The organism is Nonomuraea sp. NPDC047897 (genome assembly GCF_043204415.1).
Classification (GTDB): domain Bacteria; phylum Actinomycetota; class Actinomycetes; order Streptosporangiales; family Streptosporangiaceae; genus Nonomuraea.
In genome coordinates this window covers 14,384-34,267 of sequence record NZ_JBIDCC010000008.1, presented here as the reverse complement: position 1 = coordinate 34,267, position 19,884 = coordinate 14,384, and the positions used below count along the sequence as shown (strand labels likewise).

At 72.8% G+C, this 19,884-nt stretch carries 13 protein-coding genes; 5 read left to right on the top strand and 8 right to left on the bottom strand.

Annotated elements, in window-relative coordinates:
• The first annotated feature begins 222 nt into the window (after positions 1 to 222).
• The 3 genes from ACGF0J_RS18970 to ACGF0J_RS18960 are packed head-to-tail and all read left to right on the top strand — an operon-like array spanning position 223 to position 2,684.
• Positions 223 to 1,263 (top strand): hypothetical protein, encoded by a 1,041-nt coding sequence (locus ACGF0J_RS18970; RefSeq protein WP_393147397.1) that lies wholly within the window; start codon positions 223 to 225, stop codon positions 1,261 to 1,263.
• Positions 1,260 to 1,874, top strand: coding sequence for a hypothetical protein (locus tag ACGF0J_RS18965; RefSeq protein ID WP_393147395.1), 615 nt, complete (start codon positions 1,260 to 1,262; stop codon positions 1,872 to 1,874). Before ACGF0J_RS18970 ends, ACGF0J_RS18965 begins: the two co-directional genes overlap by 4 nt.
• Positions 1,875 to 1,883: 9 nt before the next feature.
• Positions 1,884 to 2,684 (top strand): inositol monophosphatase family protein, encoded by an 801-nt coding sequence (locus ACGF0J_RS18960; protein WP_393147393.1) that lies wholly within the window; start codon positions 1,884 to 1,886, stop codon positions 2,682 to 2,684.
• A gap of 84 nt (positions 2,685 to 2,768) precedes the next feature.
• Here ACGF0J_RS18960 and ACGF0J_RS18955 read toward each other — a convergent pair whose 3' ends face one another.
• The gene (locus ACGF0J_RS18955; RefSeq protein WP_393147391.1) at positions 2,769 to 3,941 is read right to left on the bottom strand and encodes an SLC13 family permease; all 1,173 of its coding nucleotides are present in this window, start codon (positions 3,939 to 3,941) and stop codon (positions 2,769 to 2,771) included.
• 57 nt (positions 3,942 to 3,998) lie between these two features.
• On the opposite strand from ACGF0J_RS18955, the gene ACGF0J_RS18950 reads away from it, so the two are divergent.
• Positions 3,999 to 9,614 (top strand): TIR domain-containing protein, encoded by a 5,616-nt coding sequence (locus ACGF0J_RS18950; RefSeq protein WP_393147389.1) that lies wholly within the window; start codon positions 3,999 to 4,001, stop codon positions 9,612 to 9,614.
• Here ACGF0J_RS18950 and ACGF0J_RS18945 read toward each other — a convergent pair.
• The 7 genes from ACGF0J_RS18945 to polA form a co-directional block, all read right to left on the bottom strand.
• A complete protein-coding gene (locus ACGF0J_RS18945) occupies positions 9,566 to 10,510 on the bottom strand; it encodes a pentapeptide repeat-containing protein (RefSeq protein WP_393147387.1) in 945 nt (314 codons plus the stop codon). The genes ACGF0J_RS18950 and ACGF0J_RS18945 overlap by 49 nt on opposite strands.
• 229 nt (positions 10,511 to 10,739) lie before the next feature.
• Positions 10,740 to 11,342, bottom strand: coding sequence for a dephospho-CoA kinase (gene coaE, locus ACGF0J_RS18940; RefSeq protein ID WP_393147385.1), 603 nt, complete (start codon positions 11,340 to 11,342; stop codon positions 10,740 to 10,742).
• A 9-nt stretch (positions 11,343 to 11,351) separates the two neighbouring features.
• On the bottom strand, positions 11,352 to 11,819 hold the full coding sequence (locus tag ACGF0J_RS18935; protein WP_393147383.1) for a GNAT family N-acetyltransferase: 468 nt from the start codon (positions 11,817 to 11,819) through the stop codon (positions 11,352 to 11,354).
• A 141-nt stretch (positions 11,820 to 11,960) separates the two neighbouring features.
• On the bottom strand, positions 11,961 to 13,097 hold the full coding sequence (locus ACGF0J_RS18930; protein ID WP_393147381.1) for an epoxide hydrolase family protein: 1,137 nt from the start codon (positions 13,095 to 13,097) through the stop codon (positions 11,961 to 11,963).
• 131 nt (positions 13,098 to 13,228) lie between these two features.
• Positions 13,229 to 14,719 carry a 30S ribosomal protein S1 gene (gene rpsA, locus ACGF0J_RS18925; protein WP_393147379.1) on the bottom strand — a complete coding sequence of 497 codons (1,491 nt, stop codon included), beginning with the start codon at positions 14,717 to 14,719 and terminating at the stop codon, positions 13,229 to 13,231.
• 212 nt (positions 14,720 to 14,931) lie between these two features.
• A complete protein-coding gene (locus ACGF0J_RS18920; RefSeq protein WP_393147377.1) occupies positions 14,932 to 16,059 on the bottom strand; it encodes a polysaccharide deacetylase family protein in 1,128 nt (375 codons plus the stop codon).
• A 346-nt stretch (positions 16,060 to 16,405) separates the two neighbouring features.
• On the bottom strand, positions 16,406 to 19,096 hold the full coding sequence (gene polA, locus ACGF0J_RS18915; RefSeq protein ID WP_393147375.1) for a DNA polymerase I: 2,691 nt from the start codon (positions 19,094 to 19,096) through the stop codon (positions 16,406 to 16,408).
• Positions 19,097 to 19,200: 104 nt separating this feature from the next.
• On the opposite strand from polA, the gene ACGF0J_RS18910 reads away from it, so the two are divergent.
• Positions 19,201 to 19,572 carry a PaaI family thioesterase gene (locus ACGF0J_RS18910; protein WP_393148059.1) on the top strand — a complete coding sequence of 124 codons (372 nt, stop codon included), beginning with the start codon at positions 19,201 to 19,203 and terminating at the stop codon, positions 19,570 to 19,572.
• Positions 19,573 to 19,884 lie beyond the last annotated feature (312 nt).

Here is a 19,884-nt window from a genome sequence, read left to right as displayed (position 1 = left end):
GCCCGGCGGGGCGGCCGGGTCCGTGGGCCCCCCCCCGGGGCGGGGTTGCCCCCCCCCCCCCCGGGCCCCCCCCCCGGGGGGGCGCCGGGGCCGGGCCCGGCCCCCGCGGCCAGGATCTGTCCGCCCGGTGCGGCGAGCGTATCTTCCCCGCGCTGGCCCTCGCCTGGGACGATCGTTACCATGACCTCGGGGACTGACTGATCGTCGGATGCGGGGCCAGCGATGTCACGGTTCATGTCGGCGTGGGGACGGGCCGCACCCTGGGCCGCCAAGAACGCCGACGGCGCGATCGCCCTGGTGCTGGCCATCGTGGTCGGCGTGCTGGGCGTCATCCCCGAGGACGTCTTCGGCGAGGACGGCGCCGACGTCCAGCAGCAGCTCGTCAGCGCCGCGACCCTGCTGATCCTCGCGCTCGTGGCCACGGCGCTGCTGCGCGACCGGCAGCGGCAGGCGCCCGTCGAACGGACCATCACCTCGGGGGCGCTCGCCGACCTGCCCGCCCGCCTGCACCGGCTCGACCAGATCGACGCCCTGGTGACCGGCACCCGCATGGCCCTCGACGCCCTGCAACTCGTCCGCGTGCTCGGCAGCCGGCAGGAGATCGCGCAGGCGCACGCCGAAGCCCGCAAGGACACCACCCGGTGGAGCTTCAAGGGCGGCACCGGCACCTACCTGCGGGCCGTTACCCTGCCCGAGTGCGTGGCCGCCGCACGCCGGGTCAAACGCCACCTCACCGTCCGCGTCGAGGTGATCGACCCGACCAACGCCGAGGTGTGCGAGACGTACGCCCACTACCGGCGCTCCCTGTCCGACGCGCCCGACGGCACCGGCGAGACGTGGACGACCGACCGGGTGCGCAAGGAGTCCTACGCCACGATCCTGGCGGCGTTCTGGCACCGGCAGCGCTACGGGCTGCTCGACATCGGCGTGGGGCTGTCGGAGACGATGACGACGTTCCGCTGGGACCTGTCGGCCACCCGGCTCATCATGACGGTCGAGGACCCCAACCGGGCGATGACCGCGCTGGCCGGGACCTTCTACTACGAGAACTGCGACACCGAGCTGCGGCTCAGCTTCGAGCAGGCGCGCCGGGTGCCGCTGGAGATGTACAAGAAGGCGCCGCTCAGCGACGAGCCGACCGTCGAGGAGGTGCAGGAGCTGTTCGAGACCATCGGTGTGGCCCTGCCCAGGTCGTACAACGAGCACGACGTCGTCGACATCGCCCGCAAGGCGCTGCGGGCCGTCAACCCGTACGCGCCATGAGCTACCAACGGGTCTACCAGGAGATCGCCGGGGGCCGCGCGCGGGCCTGGGCGCTCGCGGCGCTGTCGGGCACAGTCACGGCCGTGCGTCACCCGCTCGGCTTCGTCTGCCTGCCGCTGGAGCGGCACGGCGGCGACGGCGTGTGCCTGCACCTGTGGTCGGGCGCGCTCGCGCCCGCCGAGATCACCACCTCGCAGATCCACTGCCACAGCTGGGACCTGCTCAGCCACGTGCTGTACGGGCAGGTGCGCAACGTGCACGCGGTGGTCACCGACGCGGGGCCGGACGCCACCCACCGGGTGTTCGAGGTGGTCAGCACCGCCCACGGCGACCGCATCTCGCCGACCCGCCGCACCGTGCGGCACGCGACCGGGCGGGTCGAGGTGTTCGGACCGGGCGACACGTACACGCTGCCCGCCGACAGCTTCCACAGCAGCGTGGTGCCCGAGGGCGGCGAGGCCGCCACCATCGCGCTCGGCAGGAGCCGGCCAGGCGGCCGTGACCTGTCGCTCGGCCCGCTGCGGGCGGGCCTCCACCGGGTCCGCCGGCAGCCGCTCGACGCCGGCGAGACCGCACACGTGGTGAGCCTGATAGCGGCCCGCCTGACCTGAGGGGTGCCCATGGACCTGCAACACGCTCGCGCGGTCGCGGTCGAGGCCGCCGAGGCGGCGGGGGCGCTGCTGCGGTCCCGCGCCGACGGGGCGCTCGGGGTACGCGGCAAGGGCGGCGGCGGCGACATCGTCACCGACCTCGACCTGGCCTCGGAGAAGCTGCTGCTGGAACGCATCCTGGCCGCCTTCCCCTCGCACGCGGTCATCGCGGAGGAGTCGGGCCTGCTGGGCGCGGCGGGCGGGGAGTGGACGTGGCTGGTCGACCCCCTCGACGGCACCAACAACGTGGCCATCGGGCTGCCCGCCTACGTCGTCGGCGTCGCGCTGTGCCACTGCGGGCGGCCCGTGCTCGGCGTGGTGCACGACCCGGTCTCGGGCCAGACGTGGTCGGCCGTCCGCGGCGCGGGGGCCGTCGCCTCGTCGGGGGCGCGGCTGGCCCCGCCGTACCAGCCGTCGCCGCACGGGCCGCTGCTGGCGTGGACGCAGGGGTACGGCGTGGCGCGCGGCGATCCCGCCGCGTGCGCGCTGAAGGCCCGGCTGGAGCTGCGGGCCAGACGCGTCCTGCGACTGTGGGCGCCGCTGCTGTCATGGGCGATGCTCGCCAGGGGCGACATCGACGGGATCGTCGGCTACCGGGCGGAGGCCGTGGACCTGCCCGCCGGCGCGCTGCTCGCGCGCGAGGCCGGCATCGAGATCAGGGCGTTGGACGGCGGCCCGTTCGAGGACCGGTTCGACGGGACGGCCGACGACCGCAGCTTCGTCGCCGCCCACCCCCGCGCCCTGCCCGGCCTGCTCGCGCTGCTCGGCTGATCAGCCTTGGTGGTGTACCTGCACATGCCCGCGCCGTCGGCCCACCTTCCGGCCGTCGACCGTGATGCGGAGCCCGGCCGCCCCTCAGGACGTCGCGACGAGCGCCCACACCGTGAGCGGCAGCCCCACGACGGCCAGGCCGGCGCCCGTGAGCAGGAATCGGCCCATGGGCACCTTGACGTCGTTGCGGCGGCACGACTCGAACCACAGCAGCGTCGCCAGCGACGCCCACGGCGTGACGACCGGACCCACGTTGGTGCCGACGAGCAGGGCGAGGAGCTGGTCCTGCCGCTCGCCGGGGATCACCGCCTCGACCGCCGTGTAGGCGGGCAGGTTGTTGATCGCGTTGGCCAGCCCCGCGCCGACGGCGGCCGTCCGGTACGGGTCGTGGCCGGTGCCGAGCAGCCAGGCCATCAGATCGGCCAGGCCCCACCGGCTGAGGGTGGGGACCACGAGGAACAACCCGGTGACGAAGATCAGCAGTTGCCAGGGCACCAGGGCCCAGGTGAGCCGGCGGCGGTCGCGCACGGCGAACGCCACGACGACGATCAGCGCGGCGACCGCGGCGGCGACCCCCACCTCCACGTCGGCCAGCAGCGCGCCGATGAACAGCAGGCAGGCCGTGGCCGCGGCGGCGAACAGCACCCGGTCGGCGACCGGTTCGAGCACGGGCGGCGTGTAGCGCAGGTCGCGCCGCTCGCCCCGCCGCCAGTAGAACGCCCACAGGAACGCCATCGTGACCAGGATGGACACGAGCTGCGGCGCCCACATGCGTCCGGCGAACGCCTGGGCGTCCAGGCCGATCTTCTCCATGCCGAGCAGGTTGGTCAGGTTGGAGACGGGCAGCAGCAGGCTCGCGGTGTTGGCCAGCCAGATCGTGGTCATCGCCAGCGGCAGGGCGGCGATGCGGGCCTTGGGCGCGAGAGCCAGCATGACCGGGGTGAGCAGCACCGCGGTCGTGTCGAGGTTCAGGAAGATCGTCACCAGTGACGCGAAGGCCGTGCACAGCACGAAGAGCGCGGCGTAGTCGCCGCGCCCGAACACCGCCATCCTGGCCGCGATGGCGTCGAAGACCTGCGCCTCCTTGGTCAGCTCGGCCAGCACGATGATGCCCACCAGGAACACCAGCAGCGGCGCGATCTCGCTCAGGCTCGCGCCGGCCTCGCGCAGCGGAAGCAGCCCGGTCGCCACGAAGACCAGGCCGAGCACCAGCAGCCCGATCCTGATCCCGTCGAGCACGCCCAGTCGACGCCACACGCGACGATGATCGCACATCGCCTCCAAAACGCCGATCCCGCGAGGGATACTGGGCGGATGGCACGTGACGGCAGGCCGACCGACATCTTCGTCAGCTACTCCCCGGCCGACACGGCGTGGGCGACCTGGATCGCCTGGGAGCTCGAGGCCGCGGGCTACAAGACCATGATCCAGGCGTGGGACTTCGTCCCCGGCACCAACTTCATCGACTTCATGGACCGGGGCGTCAGCGAGGCGCAGCTCGTCGTGGCGGTGCTCTCGCGCAACTACCTGACCTCCCGCTACGGCCGCCTGGAGTGGCAGGCGGCACTGCGGGCCGACCCCGACGAACCGTCCAACAAGCTGGTGACGATCCGGCTGGAGGACGTCCACCTGGAGGGGCTGCTGTCCACCATCACCTGGGTCGACCTGCTGGGCGTGACCGACGCCGACCAGGCCCGCGGGCTGCTGCTGGACCGGGTGAAGGAGGCGATGGCCGGGCGCGCCAAGCCCGCCGCCGCCCCCGCCTTCCCGGCCGGCGCCCCACGCGGGCCGGTGGCCGCGCCGCCGCCCCCGCTGGACCGCCCCACCGACCGCCTCACCGACCGCCGTGCCGACCGCTCGCGGGCCCGGCGCGCGCCGGGCACGGCGCCGAAGTTCCCGCCGTCGGCCGCGGCCGAGCGGGGCCGCGAGTCACTGACCGTGCTGCACATCGGCGGCCCCCGGTTCGGCCGGGCGCTGCCGGACCCCGGCGAGCCGTTCACACCCGAGGACATGCAGGCGCGCATCTGGGCCGACCTGACCTCCATGTACGACCGGGGCATGCCACGGCCCGACCTCATGGTGATCAGCGGCGACCTGACCGAGTCGGGCAGCCTCGGCCAGTTCGGGCAGGCGACGCGGTTCCTCACCGGGCTGCGGCTGCTGCTCGGGCTGGAGCCGCACCGGCTGGTCGTCGTCCCCGGCCCGCGCGACGTCACCAAGGCGGCCGCCAGCGCCTACTTCCTGACCTGCGAGGCCGACGACGTCAGCCCGCAGCCGCCCTACTGGCCCAAGTGGCGGCACTTCGCCGGCCTGTTCGGCGAGGTCTACCAGGGGCTCGACGACCGGGTGTTCGACGGCGGGCAGCCGTGGACGCTGTTCGAGGTGCCCGACCTGAGGGTGGTGGTGGCCGGGCTCAACTCCACCATGGCCATGAGCCACCTGGAGCGCGACGCCTACCCGCTGCTCGGCGAGACGCAGGCCGCGTGGTTCGCCGAGCGGCTGCGACCGTACGAGGAGCGGGCGTGGCTGCGGCTCGGCGCCGTGGGGCACCCGCCGGCGGCGCTGCGCGACGCGACCGCCTACGGGCGGCTGCTGTCCCACCGCGTCAACCTGCTCTTCCACGGCAACCCCGAGGCGGCCGACGAGGCGGGCGCCGCGTGCGTGGCCGCGCCCCGCGCGGGCCGCCACCACGTGGTCGAGATCAGCTCCGGCGGCGTGCGCACCTGGCTGCCCGACGAGCAGCCGAAACGCGCCTCACACACCTGGCGGGCGGCACGTGCCACGTTCACCGGCGAGACGCGCCCGGTCCCGCCGCCGCCACCCGACGGGGCCGGGCGCGAGCCGAGCCCGGTGGAGCTGCTCCTCGACCGGATCGTGGAGGTGTGCGAGGCCCGGCACGAGCGGGCCCGGATCCGCCGCTTCCCCGCCCACCTGGTGGTCACCCACCCCGACGACGGATTCGTCCGCCAGACGATGGTCGGCGCCCACGTGGGCGAGGTGACGGGCCGCGACGCCGACGACTTCGTCAGGCGGGCGCACGCGTCCGGCCTCGCCGCCGAGCTGGTCTACCAGGGTCCGCCGCCGGGCCGCCCCATCCGCGACGACCTCATGCGCAGAGGCGTGCGCCTGCGCAGCTTCACCGAGTTCCAGGGGCTGCTCGACCTGTCCGGCTACGTGGCCGAGCAGACCGCCAGGCTGGCCTCCGACCGGCGCTACCCGCCCAGCCTGTACGTGCCGCAGCGCTACCGCGAGCTGGACCGGCCCGGCAGCCACATCAAGGAGGGCCTGACCGACGAACTGGTGCGGCTGCTGTCGGCCGACCACGGCAGGTTCCTGCTGCTGCTGGGCGACTTCGGCCACGGCAAGACGTTCGCGCTGCGCGAGCTGGCCCGGCGCATCCCGGCCGAGCTGCCCCACCTGACGCCGATCCTCATCGAGCTGCGCGCCCTGGACAAGGCGCACTCGGTGGACGCGCTGGTGGCGGCGCACCTGGCAGGCCACGGTGAAGAGTTCATCGACCTCAAGGCGTTCCGCTACCTGCTGCGGCAGGGCCGCATCGTGCTGCTGTTCGACGGGTTCGACGAGTTGGTCACGCGGCTGACCTACGAGCGTGCGGCCGACCACCTGACGACGTTACTCGCGGCCGCCGACGACAAGGCGAAGATCGTGGTGGCCAGCCGCACCCAGCATTTCAAGTCGCACAGCCAGGTGCTCACCTCCCTCGGCGAGATGGTCGGCGTACTGCCGCAGCGCAGGGTCCTCGGCGTCGAGAACTTCTCCCGCTCCCAGATCGGCTCCTATCTCGCCAACCGGTTCGACGACCACGGCGAGGCGAGCGCCCGCATGGCGCTCCTGGAGAGCCTGGAGGGCCTGTTCGACCTGGCGCAGAACCCCCGCATGCTGAGCTTCATCGCCGACCTCGACCCCGAGCGGCTGCGCACCGCCGTCCGGGCCCGCCACACGATCAGCCCGGCCCTGCTGTACGAGGAGATCCTCGGCTCCTGGCTCGCCTACGAGGAGCGGCGGGCCACCATGCCCGGTTCGGCCACGGCGCTGACCACGGCCGAGCTGTGGGAGGCGGTGACGGCGCTGGCGCTGCGGCTGTGGGACGCCGGCGAGACGCTGCTCGGCGTGGAGGAGCTGACCGAGTTCGCCGAGACGCTGACCGACCTGGCGGGCGGCCAGCTCTCCCCCGCGCACACCGCGTACGCGATGGGGTCGGGCAGCCTGCTGGTGCGCACCGAGGAGGGCATGTTCGGGTTCATCCACTCCTCGGTGGGCGAGTGGCTGATCGCCCGGCACGTCGCGGCCACCATGGCCAACCCTGTCGCGCTGGCCCGCCGGCCGCTGTCGGCGCTGACCGTCGAGTTCCTGTGCGACCTGGCCGACGTGCGCGCCCTGCGGGCATGGGTGGCCGACCCGCCCGCGGACGACGTGGCCCGCGGCAACGCCGTCAAGATCGCTGCCCGGCTGCGCACCCCCGCACGGGCCGACCTGCGCGGCGCCGACCTGAAGGGCGAGGACCTGTCGGCGCGCGACCTGCAGGAGGTCGACCTGACCGGCGCCGACCTGACCGACACCACGCTCGCCGGCACCAACCTGTCGCGGGCGGTCCTGCGCGACGCCAGGCTGGTGGGGGCGCGGCTCGACGGGGCCCGGCTGACCGGCGCCGACCTGACCGGCGCCGACCTGTCCGGGGCGCGGCTGGCCGAGACCGACCTGAGCGACGTGTCCGTCGAGGGCGCCCGCTGGCACCGGGCCACGCTGATCAACGTGACAGGCACCCTGCCCCACCTGCCGGGCGCCGCCGTGGTGCCCGGACGGCCGGTCGAGACGCAGCTTGCGCCCGCCGCCATCGGCGTCCCGTACGGCTACCACTTCCAGACCAGCCGCCTGCCCGAGCCGCTCGCCTACAGCCCCGACGGGGCGACGATCGCGATCGGCAGCGAGGACGGCGGCGTGCTGCTCTGCGTCGGCGGCTCGCCCGTGCGCACCCTGCAGGGGCACCGCGGCCGCGTCTACGCCGTCTGCTTCGCCGGCGAGCTGCTCGCCACCGGCGCGAGCGACGGCAGCGTCCTGCTGTGGAACGCCGCGACCGGCGAGCGGCTGCGCGAACTGGCCGGGCACCCCGACGGCGTGTGGCCGCTGCGGCTCAGCCCCGGCGGCGACCTGGTGGCCGCCGGCGGCGGCGACGGCGTGGTCCGCCTGTGGGAGACCCCGACCGGGCGGCCGGTCCACCGGCTGGCCGGCCACCAGGCGCCGATCTACACCGCCTCGTTCGGCCACGCGACGCTGGTGACCGGCGACTCGGCGGGCGTGGTGCGGGTGTGGGACCTCGCCTCCGGCACGGTCGTGGCGAACCTCGGCGGGCATCGCGGCGCCGTCTACCGCGCGACGCACAGCCCCGACGGCTCGCTACTGGCCACCGGCGACGAGGCGGGCACCGTACGGGTGTGGGAGACCGCGACGTGGACGCTGCGGCACGCGCTGGCCGGCCATGCCGGCAGCGTCTACTGCGTGACCTTCTCCCCCGACGGCTCGCTGCTCGCCACCGGCGACACGGCCGGAGCCGTACGGCTGTGGAACCCGGTCACCGGCGAGCCGCGCGGCGTGCACACCACCCACGCGGCGGCCGTCTACCAGGTGACGTTCAGTCCTGACGGGCGCACCCTGACCAGCGGCGACTCGGGCGGCCTCGTCCGGCTGCAGGCGCCCGGCGGCACCACCCGGATCGAGCTGAGCGGGCACCGCAGCTCGGTGTGGCCGTTCGCGTTCCGCCCCGACGGCGGCCAGCTCGCCACCAGCAGCAACGACGGCACGATCCGGCTGTGGGACCCGGCCTCGGGCGCCTGCCAGCGGGTGCTGCGCGGCCACGGCAGGCGCATCTCGTCCGTACGGTTCAGCGCCGACGGCTCGATGCTCGCCACCAGCGGCAACGACGGCGTCGTCCGGGTGTGGGAGCCGCGCTCGGCGCGGCGGCTGCGCGAGTTCACCGGCACCTCCGACCGGCTGCTGTCCGCGCTGTTCTCCCCGGCCGGCCCGGTGCTCGCCACCTCCAGCAACGACGGCGGCGTGCACTTCTGGAACGCCACCACCGGCGACTACGAACGCGAGCTGAACGCCGAGACCGACCACGTGTGGGCCGAGGCGTTCAGCCCCGACGGCTCGCTGCTGGCCACCGCCAACGACGACGACAGCGTGCGCGTCTGGTACCGGGCGACCGGCCGGCAGGTGAGCAACCTGGCCGATCACCGCGGCCGGGTCCGCTCGATCGCCTTCAGCCCCGACGGCCGCTACGTGGCGACCGGGTGCGACGACCGGCTGGTGCGCATCTGGCACGTCGAATCCGGCGGCCGGGTCGCCACGCTCGAAGGCCACACGGACCGGGTCTACTCGGTGGCGTTCTCGCCGTCGGGCCGGCACCTGGCCAGCGCCGCCAACGACGGGCTGGCCAAGGTGTGGGAGCTGCGGCCCGGCCAGCCGTGGCAGCCGGTGCTGCGGCACACGCTCGACCGGCACACCGGCCGGCTGTGGTCGGTGGCGTTCGACTCGACCGGCACGCGCCTGGCCACCGGCGGCGACGACCTGACCGTGCGGGTGTGGGACGCGGCCACGGGCGCGGAGCTGCAGGTGCTGACCGGGCATTCCCGGCGCGTATGGTCGGTCGCCTACAGCCCGGTCGGCGACCTGCTGGCGAGCGCGGGCGACGACGGGGTGGTCATCCTCTGGGAGGGCGGCGAGCGCCGGGCCACGCTGCTGGGGCTGCCCGAGGGGTGGGCGGCGCTCGCCCCGGACGGCCGCTACAAGGTGCAGGGCGAGCTGGGCGGGCAGTTCTGGCACGTCATCGGGATGTCGAGGTTCGAGCTGGGCGAGCTCGACCCCTATCTGCCCGGGGTCCGCCAGGTGCCCTTGGACGCGCCCTTCTTCTGACGGCCGCCTTTGGGCGCCGGCTTGCGCGACCCCGCCTTGGCCGTCGCCCGCTCCCCCGCCGCCCCTGCCGTCCGGGTGGCGGGCCAGTGGCCAGGGCGGGTGAGCGAGCCCGGCAACCTGGTGGCGCCGTCGCCCTTGGCGGAGTCGAGCTGCGGCTGGGTCAGGAAGACACTGCCGGTCAGGTCGGCGCCGGACAGGTCGGCCCCGCGCAGGTCGGCCCCGATGAGATCGGCGTCCCTGAGGTCCGCCCCGGTCAGGTCGGCGCCGATGAGGTACGCGCCGCGCAGGTCGGCGCCCCTCAGGTCGGCCTTCCTCAGGCGGGCGCCGATGAGGTCGGCGCCCCGGCGGCTCCTGGCCCGGTGCGGGGCTCGTACCAGCTCGCCGGCACGCAGCAGCAGCGGGTTGACGGCCTGGCGCCGGGCGGCCACGTCCAGCTCGGCGAGGACCGCGGGGTCGCGGCGGGTGAGCGCCTCGATCTCGTCGAACGCGCGGCGCGCCTCGTCGTGGACCGGGCGGGCCTCGGGCCGGGCGAGCACCTCCGTGAGGTACCACAGCAGCTCGTGGAGCTGCCGCACCACCGGGAACACCGCGAACATGCTCCGCGCCGTCTCCCGGTCCTGCCGCCAGTCACGCCCGCCGAAGGTCACCTGGGAGACCTTCTGCCCGGCGCCGAAACAGTCGTAGACGGTGCAGCCGGGGAAGCCCTCCTGGCGGAGGCGGTCGTGGATGCCGCACCGGGAGTCGGCCCGCAGGTGGTGGCACGGGCTGCCGGCGGCCTTGTCGACGGCGAAGTCGGCGGAGGCGGAGAAGGGCAGCGCCACGCAGCACAGGCCGAAGCAGCTCGCGCAGTCGCCCCGCAGGTCGTGCCGCCCGGCGGCCGGCCGCTCATCGGTCATGTGTGGAACCGCCACCATCCGCTCGCCCCTCAGAACCGCCGACCATCGTACCGCCGGGCGGGCCGCCCGCGCGTCACGGCGCTCGTCGCGGCGGTGGTCATCGCGGCGGTGGTCATCGCGGCGGTGGCCGTCGGGGCGGTGGCCGTCGGGGCGGTGGCCGTCGGGGCGGTGGCCGTCGGGGTGCTTCGTCGCGGCGGGCGTCGAGGCTTGCGTCGCGGTGCTCGTCGGGTCAGCCGCGGGCGGCGCGGGCGAGCAGGTCCTGCCACACCTCGCCGACCCGGGCTTCGAGCTCCTCCAGCGTGCCCTCGTTGGGGATCACGATGTGGGCGGCCCTGAGCCGTTCGTCGCGGCCGGCCTGGGCCGCGATGCGGGCCCGGGCGTCGGGCTCGGGCATGCCTCGGTGCTCGGCGAGCCGGGCGACGCGCACCTCGTCGGAGGCGTCGACGACGACGACCACGTCGTACATGGGGGTGAGGTTGTTCTCCACCAGCAGCGGAACGTCGTAGACCACGATCGCGTCGCCCGGCGCCTGCGCCTGCAGCTCGGCCACGCGCTCCCCGACGAGCGGGTGGACGATCGAGTTGAGCACGGCCAGCCGGTCGGGGTCGGCGAACACGACGGCGCCGAGCCGCTCCCGGTCGAGCGACCCGTCGGGGCGCAACACCCCGTCACCGAACGCCGCCACCACGCGGGCCAGCCCCACCGTGCCCGGCTCGACGACCTCGCGGGCGATCCGGTCGGCGTCGATCACCACGGCGCCCCTCGCGGCGAGCCTGCGGGACACCTCGCTCTTGCCGGAGCCGATGCCGCCGGTGAGTCCGATCTTCAGCACCCGGCAAGCCTATCCAGTGGCGGGTTCGGCCGGGCGGCGCAGATGGACGAGCGTCAGGTGGTCGTCCATCCGCTCGCGGCGGGTCTCCCGGTAGCCGAGGCGCCGGTAGAGCCGCAGGTTGCCCTCCGACAAGTGGCCGGTGAACAGGTCGAACGCCGCCGCCTGCGGGAGCTGCTCGTGCAGCGCGGCGAGCAGCGCAGCGCCGAGACCGCGCCGCTGCCGGTCGGGGGCCACCACGAGCCGCCCCACCAGGCACGTCGTGCCGGACAGGCGGCCGCGCACCGAGCCCACGATCCGGCCCTCGTCGGTGGCCTTGAGCACGACGGCGTCGCGGATCGTGGTGCTGACCTGCCCCATCGACTCCACCAGGGGCGGCAGGAACGGGTCGCCGTAAAGCTGGGCCTCGGTGACGTACGCGGCGCGCTGCACGGTGAGAATCTCGCCCGCGTCCGCGGGCACGGCCCGCTCGATCTCCACGGCCAGCACCCTACTTCAGGCGGGGGGCGTGCCGTCCAGTCCTTGCCGGGCTCGCCACCGACAGCACCCGCCCACCGGCCGCGCGTGCCGATGGCGGCGTGCCGGTGGCGGCGTGCGGGCGCGCGATCGTCGGCCCCGGGTTCAGCGCACCAGGGTGAAGAACTCGCGGATGCCGGCCACGACCGACTCCGGCGCCGCCATGGACACCATGTGGCTGGAGCTGTCCGCATCCCCCCAGCAGACGATCCGGTTGCGGCGTTCGGCGAGGCGGCGGAACAGCTCCGGGCCGCCGTGCGACACCCCGGTCGGCACGCTGTCCTGGTCGATCGGCATGCCGGCCGCCCCCTCGTAGTACGTCCAGGAGGACGAGCCACCCGTGCCGGTCAGCCAGTAGATCGTCGCGTTGGTGAGCAGCAGGTCGCGGTCGATCGGCTCGGTCACCTCATCCTTGCCGCCGGGCCAGCCGTCGAACTCCTTGAACCGTTCGACCAGGTAGGCGAGCTGCATGACGGGTGAGTCGGCGAAGCCGAAGGCGAGCGTCTGCGGCCGGTTGGACAGGTAGGGGCCGTAGCCGCTGCCGGCCGCCCACATCTGGCCGATGTGGGCCGCCATGGCGCACTCCTCCTCGCTCGCGTCCGCCAGCTCGGCGGCGTCCCCGGTCGGCATCCCGATGCCGCCGGTGATGTGCGAGCCGATCACGTGGTCGCTGTCGAGGACGGCCAGTTGCGGGGTGACGAGGGCTCCGGCGTCGTTGCCGTGCGCGCCGTACCGGTCGTAGCCGAGCCGGGCCATCAGCTCCGCCCAGGTGCGGGCGACCCGCTCGATGCTCCACGGACGCTCGTCGGCGGGCTCGGGGAACGGCGAGAAGCCGAATCCGGGCAGCGACGGCGCCACGACGTGGAAGGCGATGGCGGGGTCCAGCCCATGGGCGCGTGGGTCGGTGAGGGGGCCGATGACGTGGAGGAACTCGGCGAAGGAGTTGGGCCAGCTGTGCGTGAGGATCAGCGGGATCGCGTCCGGTTCGGGCGAGCGGGCGTGCGCGAAGTGGACGGTCTGGCCGTCGATCTCGGTCGTGTACTGGGGGAAGGCGTTGAGCTTGGCCTCCTGGGCCCGCCAGTCGAACCCGTCGGCCCAGTACGCGGCCAGGTCGCGCAGGTGTTCGACGGTCACTCCCCTGCTCCACCCGCCCGGAAGCTGCCGGGCCCAGCGGGTGCGGCGCAGCCGCTGCTGGAGGTCGTCGAGGTCGGTCTGGGGAATGGCGATGCGGAAGGACTTCATGCCTGAACAGTAGGAGGCAATGCGGAAAGGTTCGTTCCGCGATTGCCCGGACAGTCCGAATCCACGAAGAAGGCCCCGCACGATGATCGTGCGGGGCCTTCTTACGGGCTTACGGCTACAGCCGCCTCAGGTCAGCTCTGACCGCCGGCGAGCTTCTCGCGCAGAGCCGCGAGAGCCTCGTCGGAGGCGAGGGCACCACTGGCCGGAGCGGACGAGGACGAGGACGAGCTGCTGGCCGGTGCCGGCGACTCACCGCTGTAGGACGAGGGAGCGGCCTCGCCGGCCTCCGCCTCGGCCTTGCGGGCCTCCTCGATCTGCTTGCGGTGCGCCTCGAAGCGGGTCTGGGCCTCGGCGTACTGCCGCTCCCACTCCTCGCGCTGCTTGTCGAAGCCCTCGAGCCACTCACCGGTCTCCGAGTCGAAGCCCTCGGGGTAGATGTAGTTGCCCTGGTCGTCGTAGGTCGCCGCCATGCCGTAGAGCGTGGGGTCGAACTCGACCTCGGTGCCGACACCCTCGTTGGCCTGCTTCAGCGAGAGGCTGATGCGACGGCGGTCGAGGTCGATGTCGATGATCTTGACGAAGATCTCGTCGCCGACCTGGACGACCTGCTCCGGGATCTCCACGTGGCGCTCGGCCAGCTCGGAGATGTGGACCAGACCCTCGATGCCCTCCTCGACCCGGACGAACGCGCCGAACGGCACCAGCTTGGTGACGCGGCCCGGCACGACCTGGCCGATCTGGTGGGTGCGGGCGAACTGCTGCCACGGGTCTTCCTGGGTGGCCTTGAGCGACAGGGAGACGCGCTCGCGCTCCATGTCGACGTCGAGGACCTCGACCGTGACCTCCTGGCCGACCTCGACGACCTCGGAGGGGTGGTCGATGTGCTTCCAGGACAGCTCGGACACGTGGACCAGACCGTCGACGCCGCCGAGGTCCACGAACGCGCCGAAGTTGACGATCGAGGAGACGACGCCCTTGCGGACCTGGCCCTTCTGAAGGGTGTTGAGGAACGTCTGGCGAACCTCGGACTGCGTCTGCTCAAGCCAGGCGCGACGCGACAGAACCACGTTGTTGCGGTTCTTGTCGAGCTCGATGATCTTCGCCTCGAGCTCGCGGCCGACGTACGGCTGCAGGTCGCGGACACGGCGCATCTCGACCAGGGACGCCGGGAGGAAGCCACGGAGGCCGATGTCGAGGATGAGACCACCCTTGACGACCTCGATGACGGTGCCGGTGACGATGCCGTCCTCGTCCTTGATCTTCTCGATCGTGCCCCAGGCGCGCTCGTACTGAGCACGCTTCTTGGACAGGATCAGGCGGCCCTCCTTGTCCTCCTTCTGGAGAACGAGGGCTTCGACGTGTTCGCCGACCTCCACGACGTCAGCAGGGTCGACATCGTGCTTGATCGAAAGCTCGCGCGAGGGGATGACACCCTCGGTCTTGTAGCCGATATCGAGAAGGACCTCGTCTCGATCGACCTTGACGACGGTGCCCTCGACGATGTCGCCGTCGTTGAAGTACTTGATGGTCTCGTCGATCGCGGCGAGGAAGGCTTCCTCGGACCCGATGTCGTTGACCGCTACCTGCGGGGTGCTCGAGGTGGCCTCAGTGCTGGACGTCATGTGTGGAATTGCTCCGAACGCGGACAGGATGTCGATGTGGCGGACGCGCGGCAGGCCCTCTTCCGCATCAAGCCGAGGAGTTACGACATCGACGTGACCGAGCGCGAGCCCGCTCCGTCTGAGGCGCGCGCGAGCCCACAGCGCAGCGATCAGGATATGAGACAAGAAGCACGGGGTCAATCCGTGAGGCGTGCCAACCGCCGATCGACTGATCAGTAAGCGTTGACCTGAGCCCCCCGCGGCGCCTCGATCTTACCCCGAAGTCGCCGCGGCACGGAGATCCGCTGCGGGTCGCCGTCGGAGACGAACCGCTCATCCGGGTGCTTGTTCAGCCATTCCAGCCAGTACTGCGAGCACCACTTGCGGCACTCGCCCTTCTTGCCGTTGCTCTGGATCCGCTGGATCGCGCCACGGTCGAACTTTTTCGCGAAGGGCGAAACCGACGGCTCGGCGCCTGCCAGGAACACCCCGGCGAAGTCGTACCGGGTGCCCTCCCAGCCGCCGGCGCGGGCCGCCTTCTTGACGCGCGGCAGGTTCCCGTACGGCAGCGCCATGGTCCTGGACGGGCCGGCGCCCAGCGTCTCCAGCAGGCGCTCCAGCTTGGCGATCTGCCGGCGCACCTGCGACGTCGGCACCGCGCGCAGGTTGGGGTGCGCCCAGGTGTGGTTGGCCACCTCGAACCCGCGCTCGGTCAGCCACCGCACGGCCGCCTCCTGCCCGGCGCGGTCGCGCAGCCCGAACGGCTCGCGGTTGACCCACAGCGTGGCGACGGGCCGGAACTCCGGGTACTTCCTGGCCACGTCGAGGATGATGCCGACCGCCGTGTCCGGCCGCGGGTTGCCCGCGGCGTCGAGGCCGAAGTGGCTCGGATGCCCGTCGTCGAACGTCAGCACGACGGGAAACTTCCCGGCGGGCACCCGGATGTCGCCGGTGGCGAACTCCTCGGCGGTGATCGGCACGTATCCCTGCCGGGCCAGCTTCTCCAACTCCTGCCTGAACTGCCCGGGCGTGCGGTCGATGGCCGCGTGCCGCTTGGCGACGATCCGGTGGTACATCAGCACCGGCACCAGACCCGCCTCGTTCGCCCCCACTTGCCGGGCGAACTCGGGGTCGGCCACCACGCCGGGCGGCTGCCCGGTCTCCTGCGACGGGGACGGTTCGGGCTTGCCGGAAGGCTGCTGGGGAGTCTCCTGGGGGGTCTGCTGCCCGACGGCGGCGCCGGCCCGGCCGTCCGGATCCTCGCCGGAGGAGGGGACCACCATGAGACCGACCACGGCCACGGCCAACACCACGGCGTTCGCGATGCCGATGATCGGCGTGAGGGACGCTGCGGACCGCACAGAACTCCCGTGCCACTCGGGGGAAACGACCTGATCAAGGGTAGTGCAGAACCACCATGGGGTGACCCTTCACAAGATGCCGGACCTGCCCCACCAGCCACCCCCATAACCCCCGAACGCCCGCGAACCGAGCCCCGGCCGCATTCCACTCCGGCTCCGGCTCCCCCGCCCCCGCACCGGCCCCCGCAGCCCGCGCCGCGCGGGCCGGGCACCCGCCACAGGGCGGGCGACGCGGCACAGCGGGGACGGCGCAGCACAGCGCGGCACAGCACGGACGGCCAGGGTGGCGTGCGCGGGGGGCCAGGGTGGCGTGCGCGGGGGGCCAGGGTGGCGTGCGCGGCGGCTCCTAGTGGCCCGCGTCCTCCCAGGTGCGGCCGACGCCGACGGAGACCTCCAGCGGGACGCGCAGGTGGTAGGCGGCGTTCATCTGGTCGCACACCACCTGCCGCAGCCGCTCAAGCTCGCCCGGCGCGACCTCGAACACCAGCTCGTCGTGCACCTGCAGCAGCATCCGGGAGGCCAGCCCCTCCTCGCGCAGCGCCTGGCGCACGTGCAGCATGGCGACCTTGATGATGTCGGCGGCCGACCCCTGGATGGGCGCGTTGAGCGCCATCCGCTCGGCCATCTCCCGGCGCTGACGGTTGTCGCTGGTCAGGTCGGGCAGGTAGCGGCGCCGACCCATGATCGTCTCGGTGTAGCCGTCGTTGCGGGCCTGGCGGACGATGTCGTGCAGGAAGTCTCGGACGCCGCCGAACTCCTGGAAGTATTCCTCCTTCAGCGCCCGCGCCTCGGCCACCGGGATGTTGAGCTGGCCGGCCAGCCCGAAGTCGGACAGGCCGTAAGCCAGCCCGTAGTTCATCGCCTTGATCCGGGCCCGCAGTTCGCCGTCGATCTGCTCGGGCGGCAGGTTGAACACCCGGGCGGCGGTGGCCTGGTGGAAGTCGTGGCCCGACTCGAAGGCCGCGATCAGCGCCTCGTCGCCCGACAGGTGGGCCATGATCCGCAGCTCGATCTGGCTGTAGTCGGCGGTCAGCAGCGTCTCGTAACCCTCGCCCACCACGAAGCCCTGCCGGATGCGGCGGCCCTCGGCGGTGCGGATCGGGATGTTCTGCAGGTTGGGCTTCTCCGACGACAGCCGGCCGGTCGCGGCGATGATCTGGTTGAAGGTGGTGTGGATGCGCCCGTCGTCGGCGATCTCCTTGATCAGGCCCTCGACCGTGGTGCGCAGCTTCTGCTGGTCGCGGTGGCGCAGCATGATCGTCGGTAGCTCGTGCTCGGTCTGTGTGGCGAGCCAGGCGAGCTGGTCGGCGTCGGTGCTGTAGCCGGTCTTGATCTTCTTGGTCTTGGGCAGGTTGAGCCGGACGAACAGGATCTCCTGCAGCTGCTTGGGCGAGCCGAGGTTGAACTGCTCACCGACGACCCGATGGGCCTCCTCGGTGGCGTGCTTGACCGCCGCGCCGAACTCGGCCTCCAGGCCCGCGAAGTATTCGCCGTCGACGGCGATGCCGGCCCGCTCCAGCTCGGCCAGCACGGTCAGCAGCGGCAGCTCCACGTCACTCATCAGCTGGGTGCCGCCGCGGCCCGACAGGAACGCCTCCAGCGCGTCGGCCAGCTCACGCACGGCGTGGGCGCGCAGCGCCAGCTCCTTGGCCGGGGCGTCCTCGTCGTCGCCGAACAGCGCGGCCTGGCCGTCCGGCGCCTCCTCGGCGCGCAGGTCACGGTTGAGGTAGCGGCGGGCGAGGTCCTCCAGCGCGAACGTGCGCTGGCCCGGCATCGCCAGATAGGCCGCCAGAGCGGTGTCGCAGGACAGGCCCCTGAGCTCCATGCCCTGCTGCCACAGCGCCAGGATGGGCCCCTTGGCGTCGTGCACCGCCTTGGGCCGGCCCTCGTCGGCCAGCCAGGCGCTCAGCGCCGCCTCGTCGCCCTCGGTCAGCTTGGTCGGGTCGATGTGGGCGGCCGTGCCGTCGGGCGAGGCCACGGCGATGGCGTCGATGCGCCCGGTGCCGCTGCCGTGGACGCCCCGGAAGGCCAGCCCGGCGCGGCCGGCGGGCATCGCGGCCAACCAGCCGGCCACCCGGTCGGGGCCGAGGATGACGGTCTCCACCTCGAAGCCCTGGTCGGGCTCCTGCTCGCCGGTGCCGAGCACCTTGAAGACGCGCTCGCGCAGCTCGCCGCGGATCTGCAGGGTGTCGAACAGCTTGTTGATCTCCTCGCGCTCCCACGCCCCCTGCTTGAGATCGCCCAGCTCCACCTCCAGGGGCACGTCGCGCAGCAGCTCGGTGAGCCGGCGGTTCATCAGCACCTGGGCGACGTGGTCGCGCAGCTTGTCGCCGACCTTGCCCTTGACCTCGTCCACCCGGTCGACCAGCGCGGTCAGCGAGCCGAACTCGCGCACCCACTTGGCCGCGGTCTTCTCGCCGACGCCGGGGATGCTCAGCAGGTTGTCGCTGGGGTCGCCGCGCAGCGCGGCGAAGTCGGGATACTGGATCGGGGTGAGGCCGTACTTCTCCTCCACCGCCTCCGGCGTGAACCGCGTCATGTCGCTGATGCCGCGGCGCGTCATGAGCACGGTGACCTGGTCGTCGACGAGCTGCAGCGCGTCACGGTCACCGGTCACGATCAGCACGTTCATGCCCTCGGCGGCGGCGCGGGTGGCCAGCGTGGCGATCAGGTCGTCGGCCTCGAAGCCCGCCTTGGACAGGTGCGGGACGCGCAGCGTGTCGAGCAGCTCGTAGATGAGCTGCATCTGACCGCGGAAGTCCTCGGGCGTCTCGCTCCGGTTGGCCTTGTAGTCGGCGTATTCCTCGTGCCGGAACGTCGGCTCCGACCGGTCGAAGGCGACGGCCACGTGCGACGGCTGCTCATCGCGCAGGATGTTGGTCAGCATCGAGGTGAACCCGTAGACCGCCTCGGTGTGCTGACCGTCGGTGGTCATGAGGTTGGCGTCCTTGAGCGCGTAGAACGCGCGATAGGCCAGCGAATGCCCGTCGAGCAGCAGCAGGCACGGGCGGCTGGGGGTCACTTCACTCTTCGGCACACCCGCAGCCTAGTCTGCGGGTGCGACAGAAAACCCGAGCCCGGAAGAGTGGAGGCGTCCCCTTGACGCAGACCAACCCTGACGAACTCGCCATCTTCGCCGGCATGTACGAGGGCACGCTGCCCCATCGGATGGGCATCGAGTTCCTGGAGGCCAGCGCGGAGCGGGTCGTGGCCAGGATGCCGGTGCGGGGCAACACCCAGCCGTACGGCCTGCTGCACGGCGGCGCCTCCGTCGTGCTGGCCGAGACGATCGGCTCGACGGGCGCGGCCATCCACGCCGGTCCGGAGCGCATCGCGGTCGGCATCGAGATCAACGCGACGCACCACCGCTCGGCCACCTCCGGACACGTGACCGGCGTCGCCACCCGGCTGCACGGCGGCCGGACGCTGGCCTCGTACGACATCGAGATCACCGACGAGCAGGGGCGGCGCGTCTGCACGTCACGGCTGACCTGCATGCTTCGCGACCGCTGACCCGCGGGACCACCCAAAGCCCCCGAAGGCACCCCAAGGCGCCCGGATGGCCGGGGGCGCCCGCGAAACGCGCCACGCGACTCCCGTCCCCCTTTGCACACGGCCCCCGCGGGTCGCTACGGTGGTCCGAGTCAGAGCCCGCGGGGCGACCGAGTAGATAACGTGTGCGGCCGGGGAAGCCCCGCACGGCCCCAAAGGTCCCCCTCGGGCTCGTCTCCCCGCCGCGTCCCGGCCCCGCCGGCGCCGGCGCCGCCCCGTCACCGGGTCATGACACGGACGCCCGGCGCCCGGCGCCGATGTAGGCCTTGACCT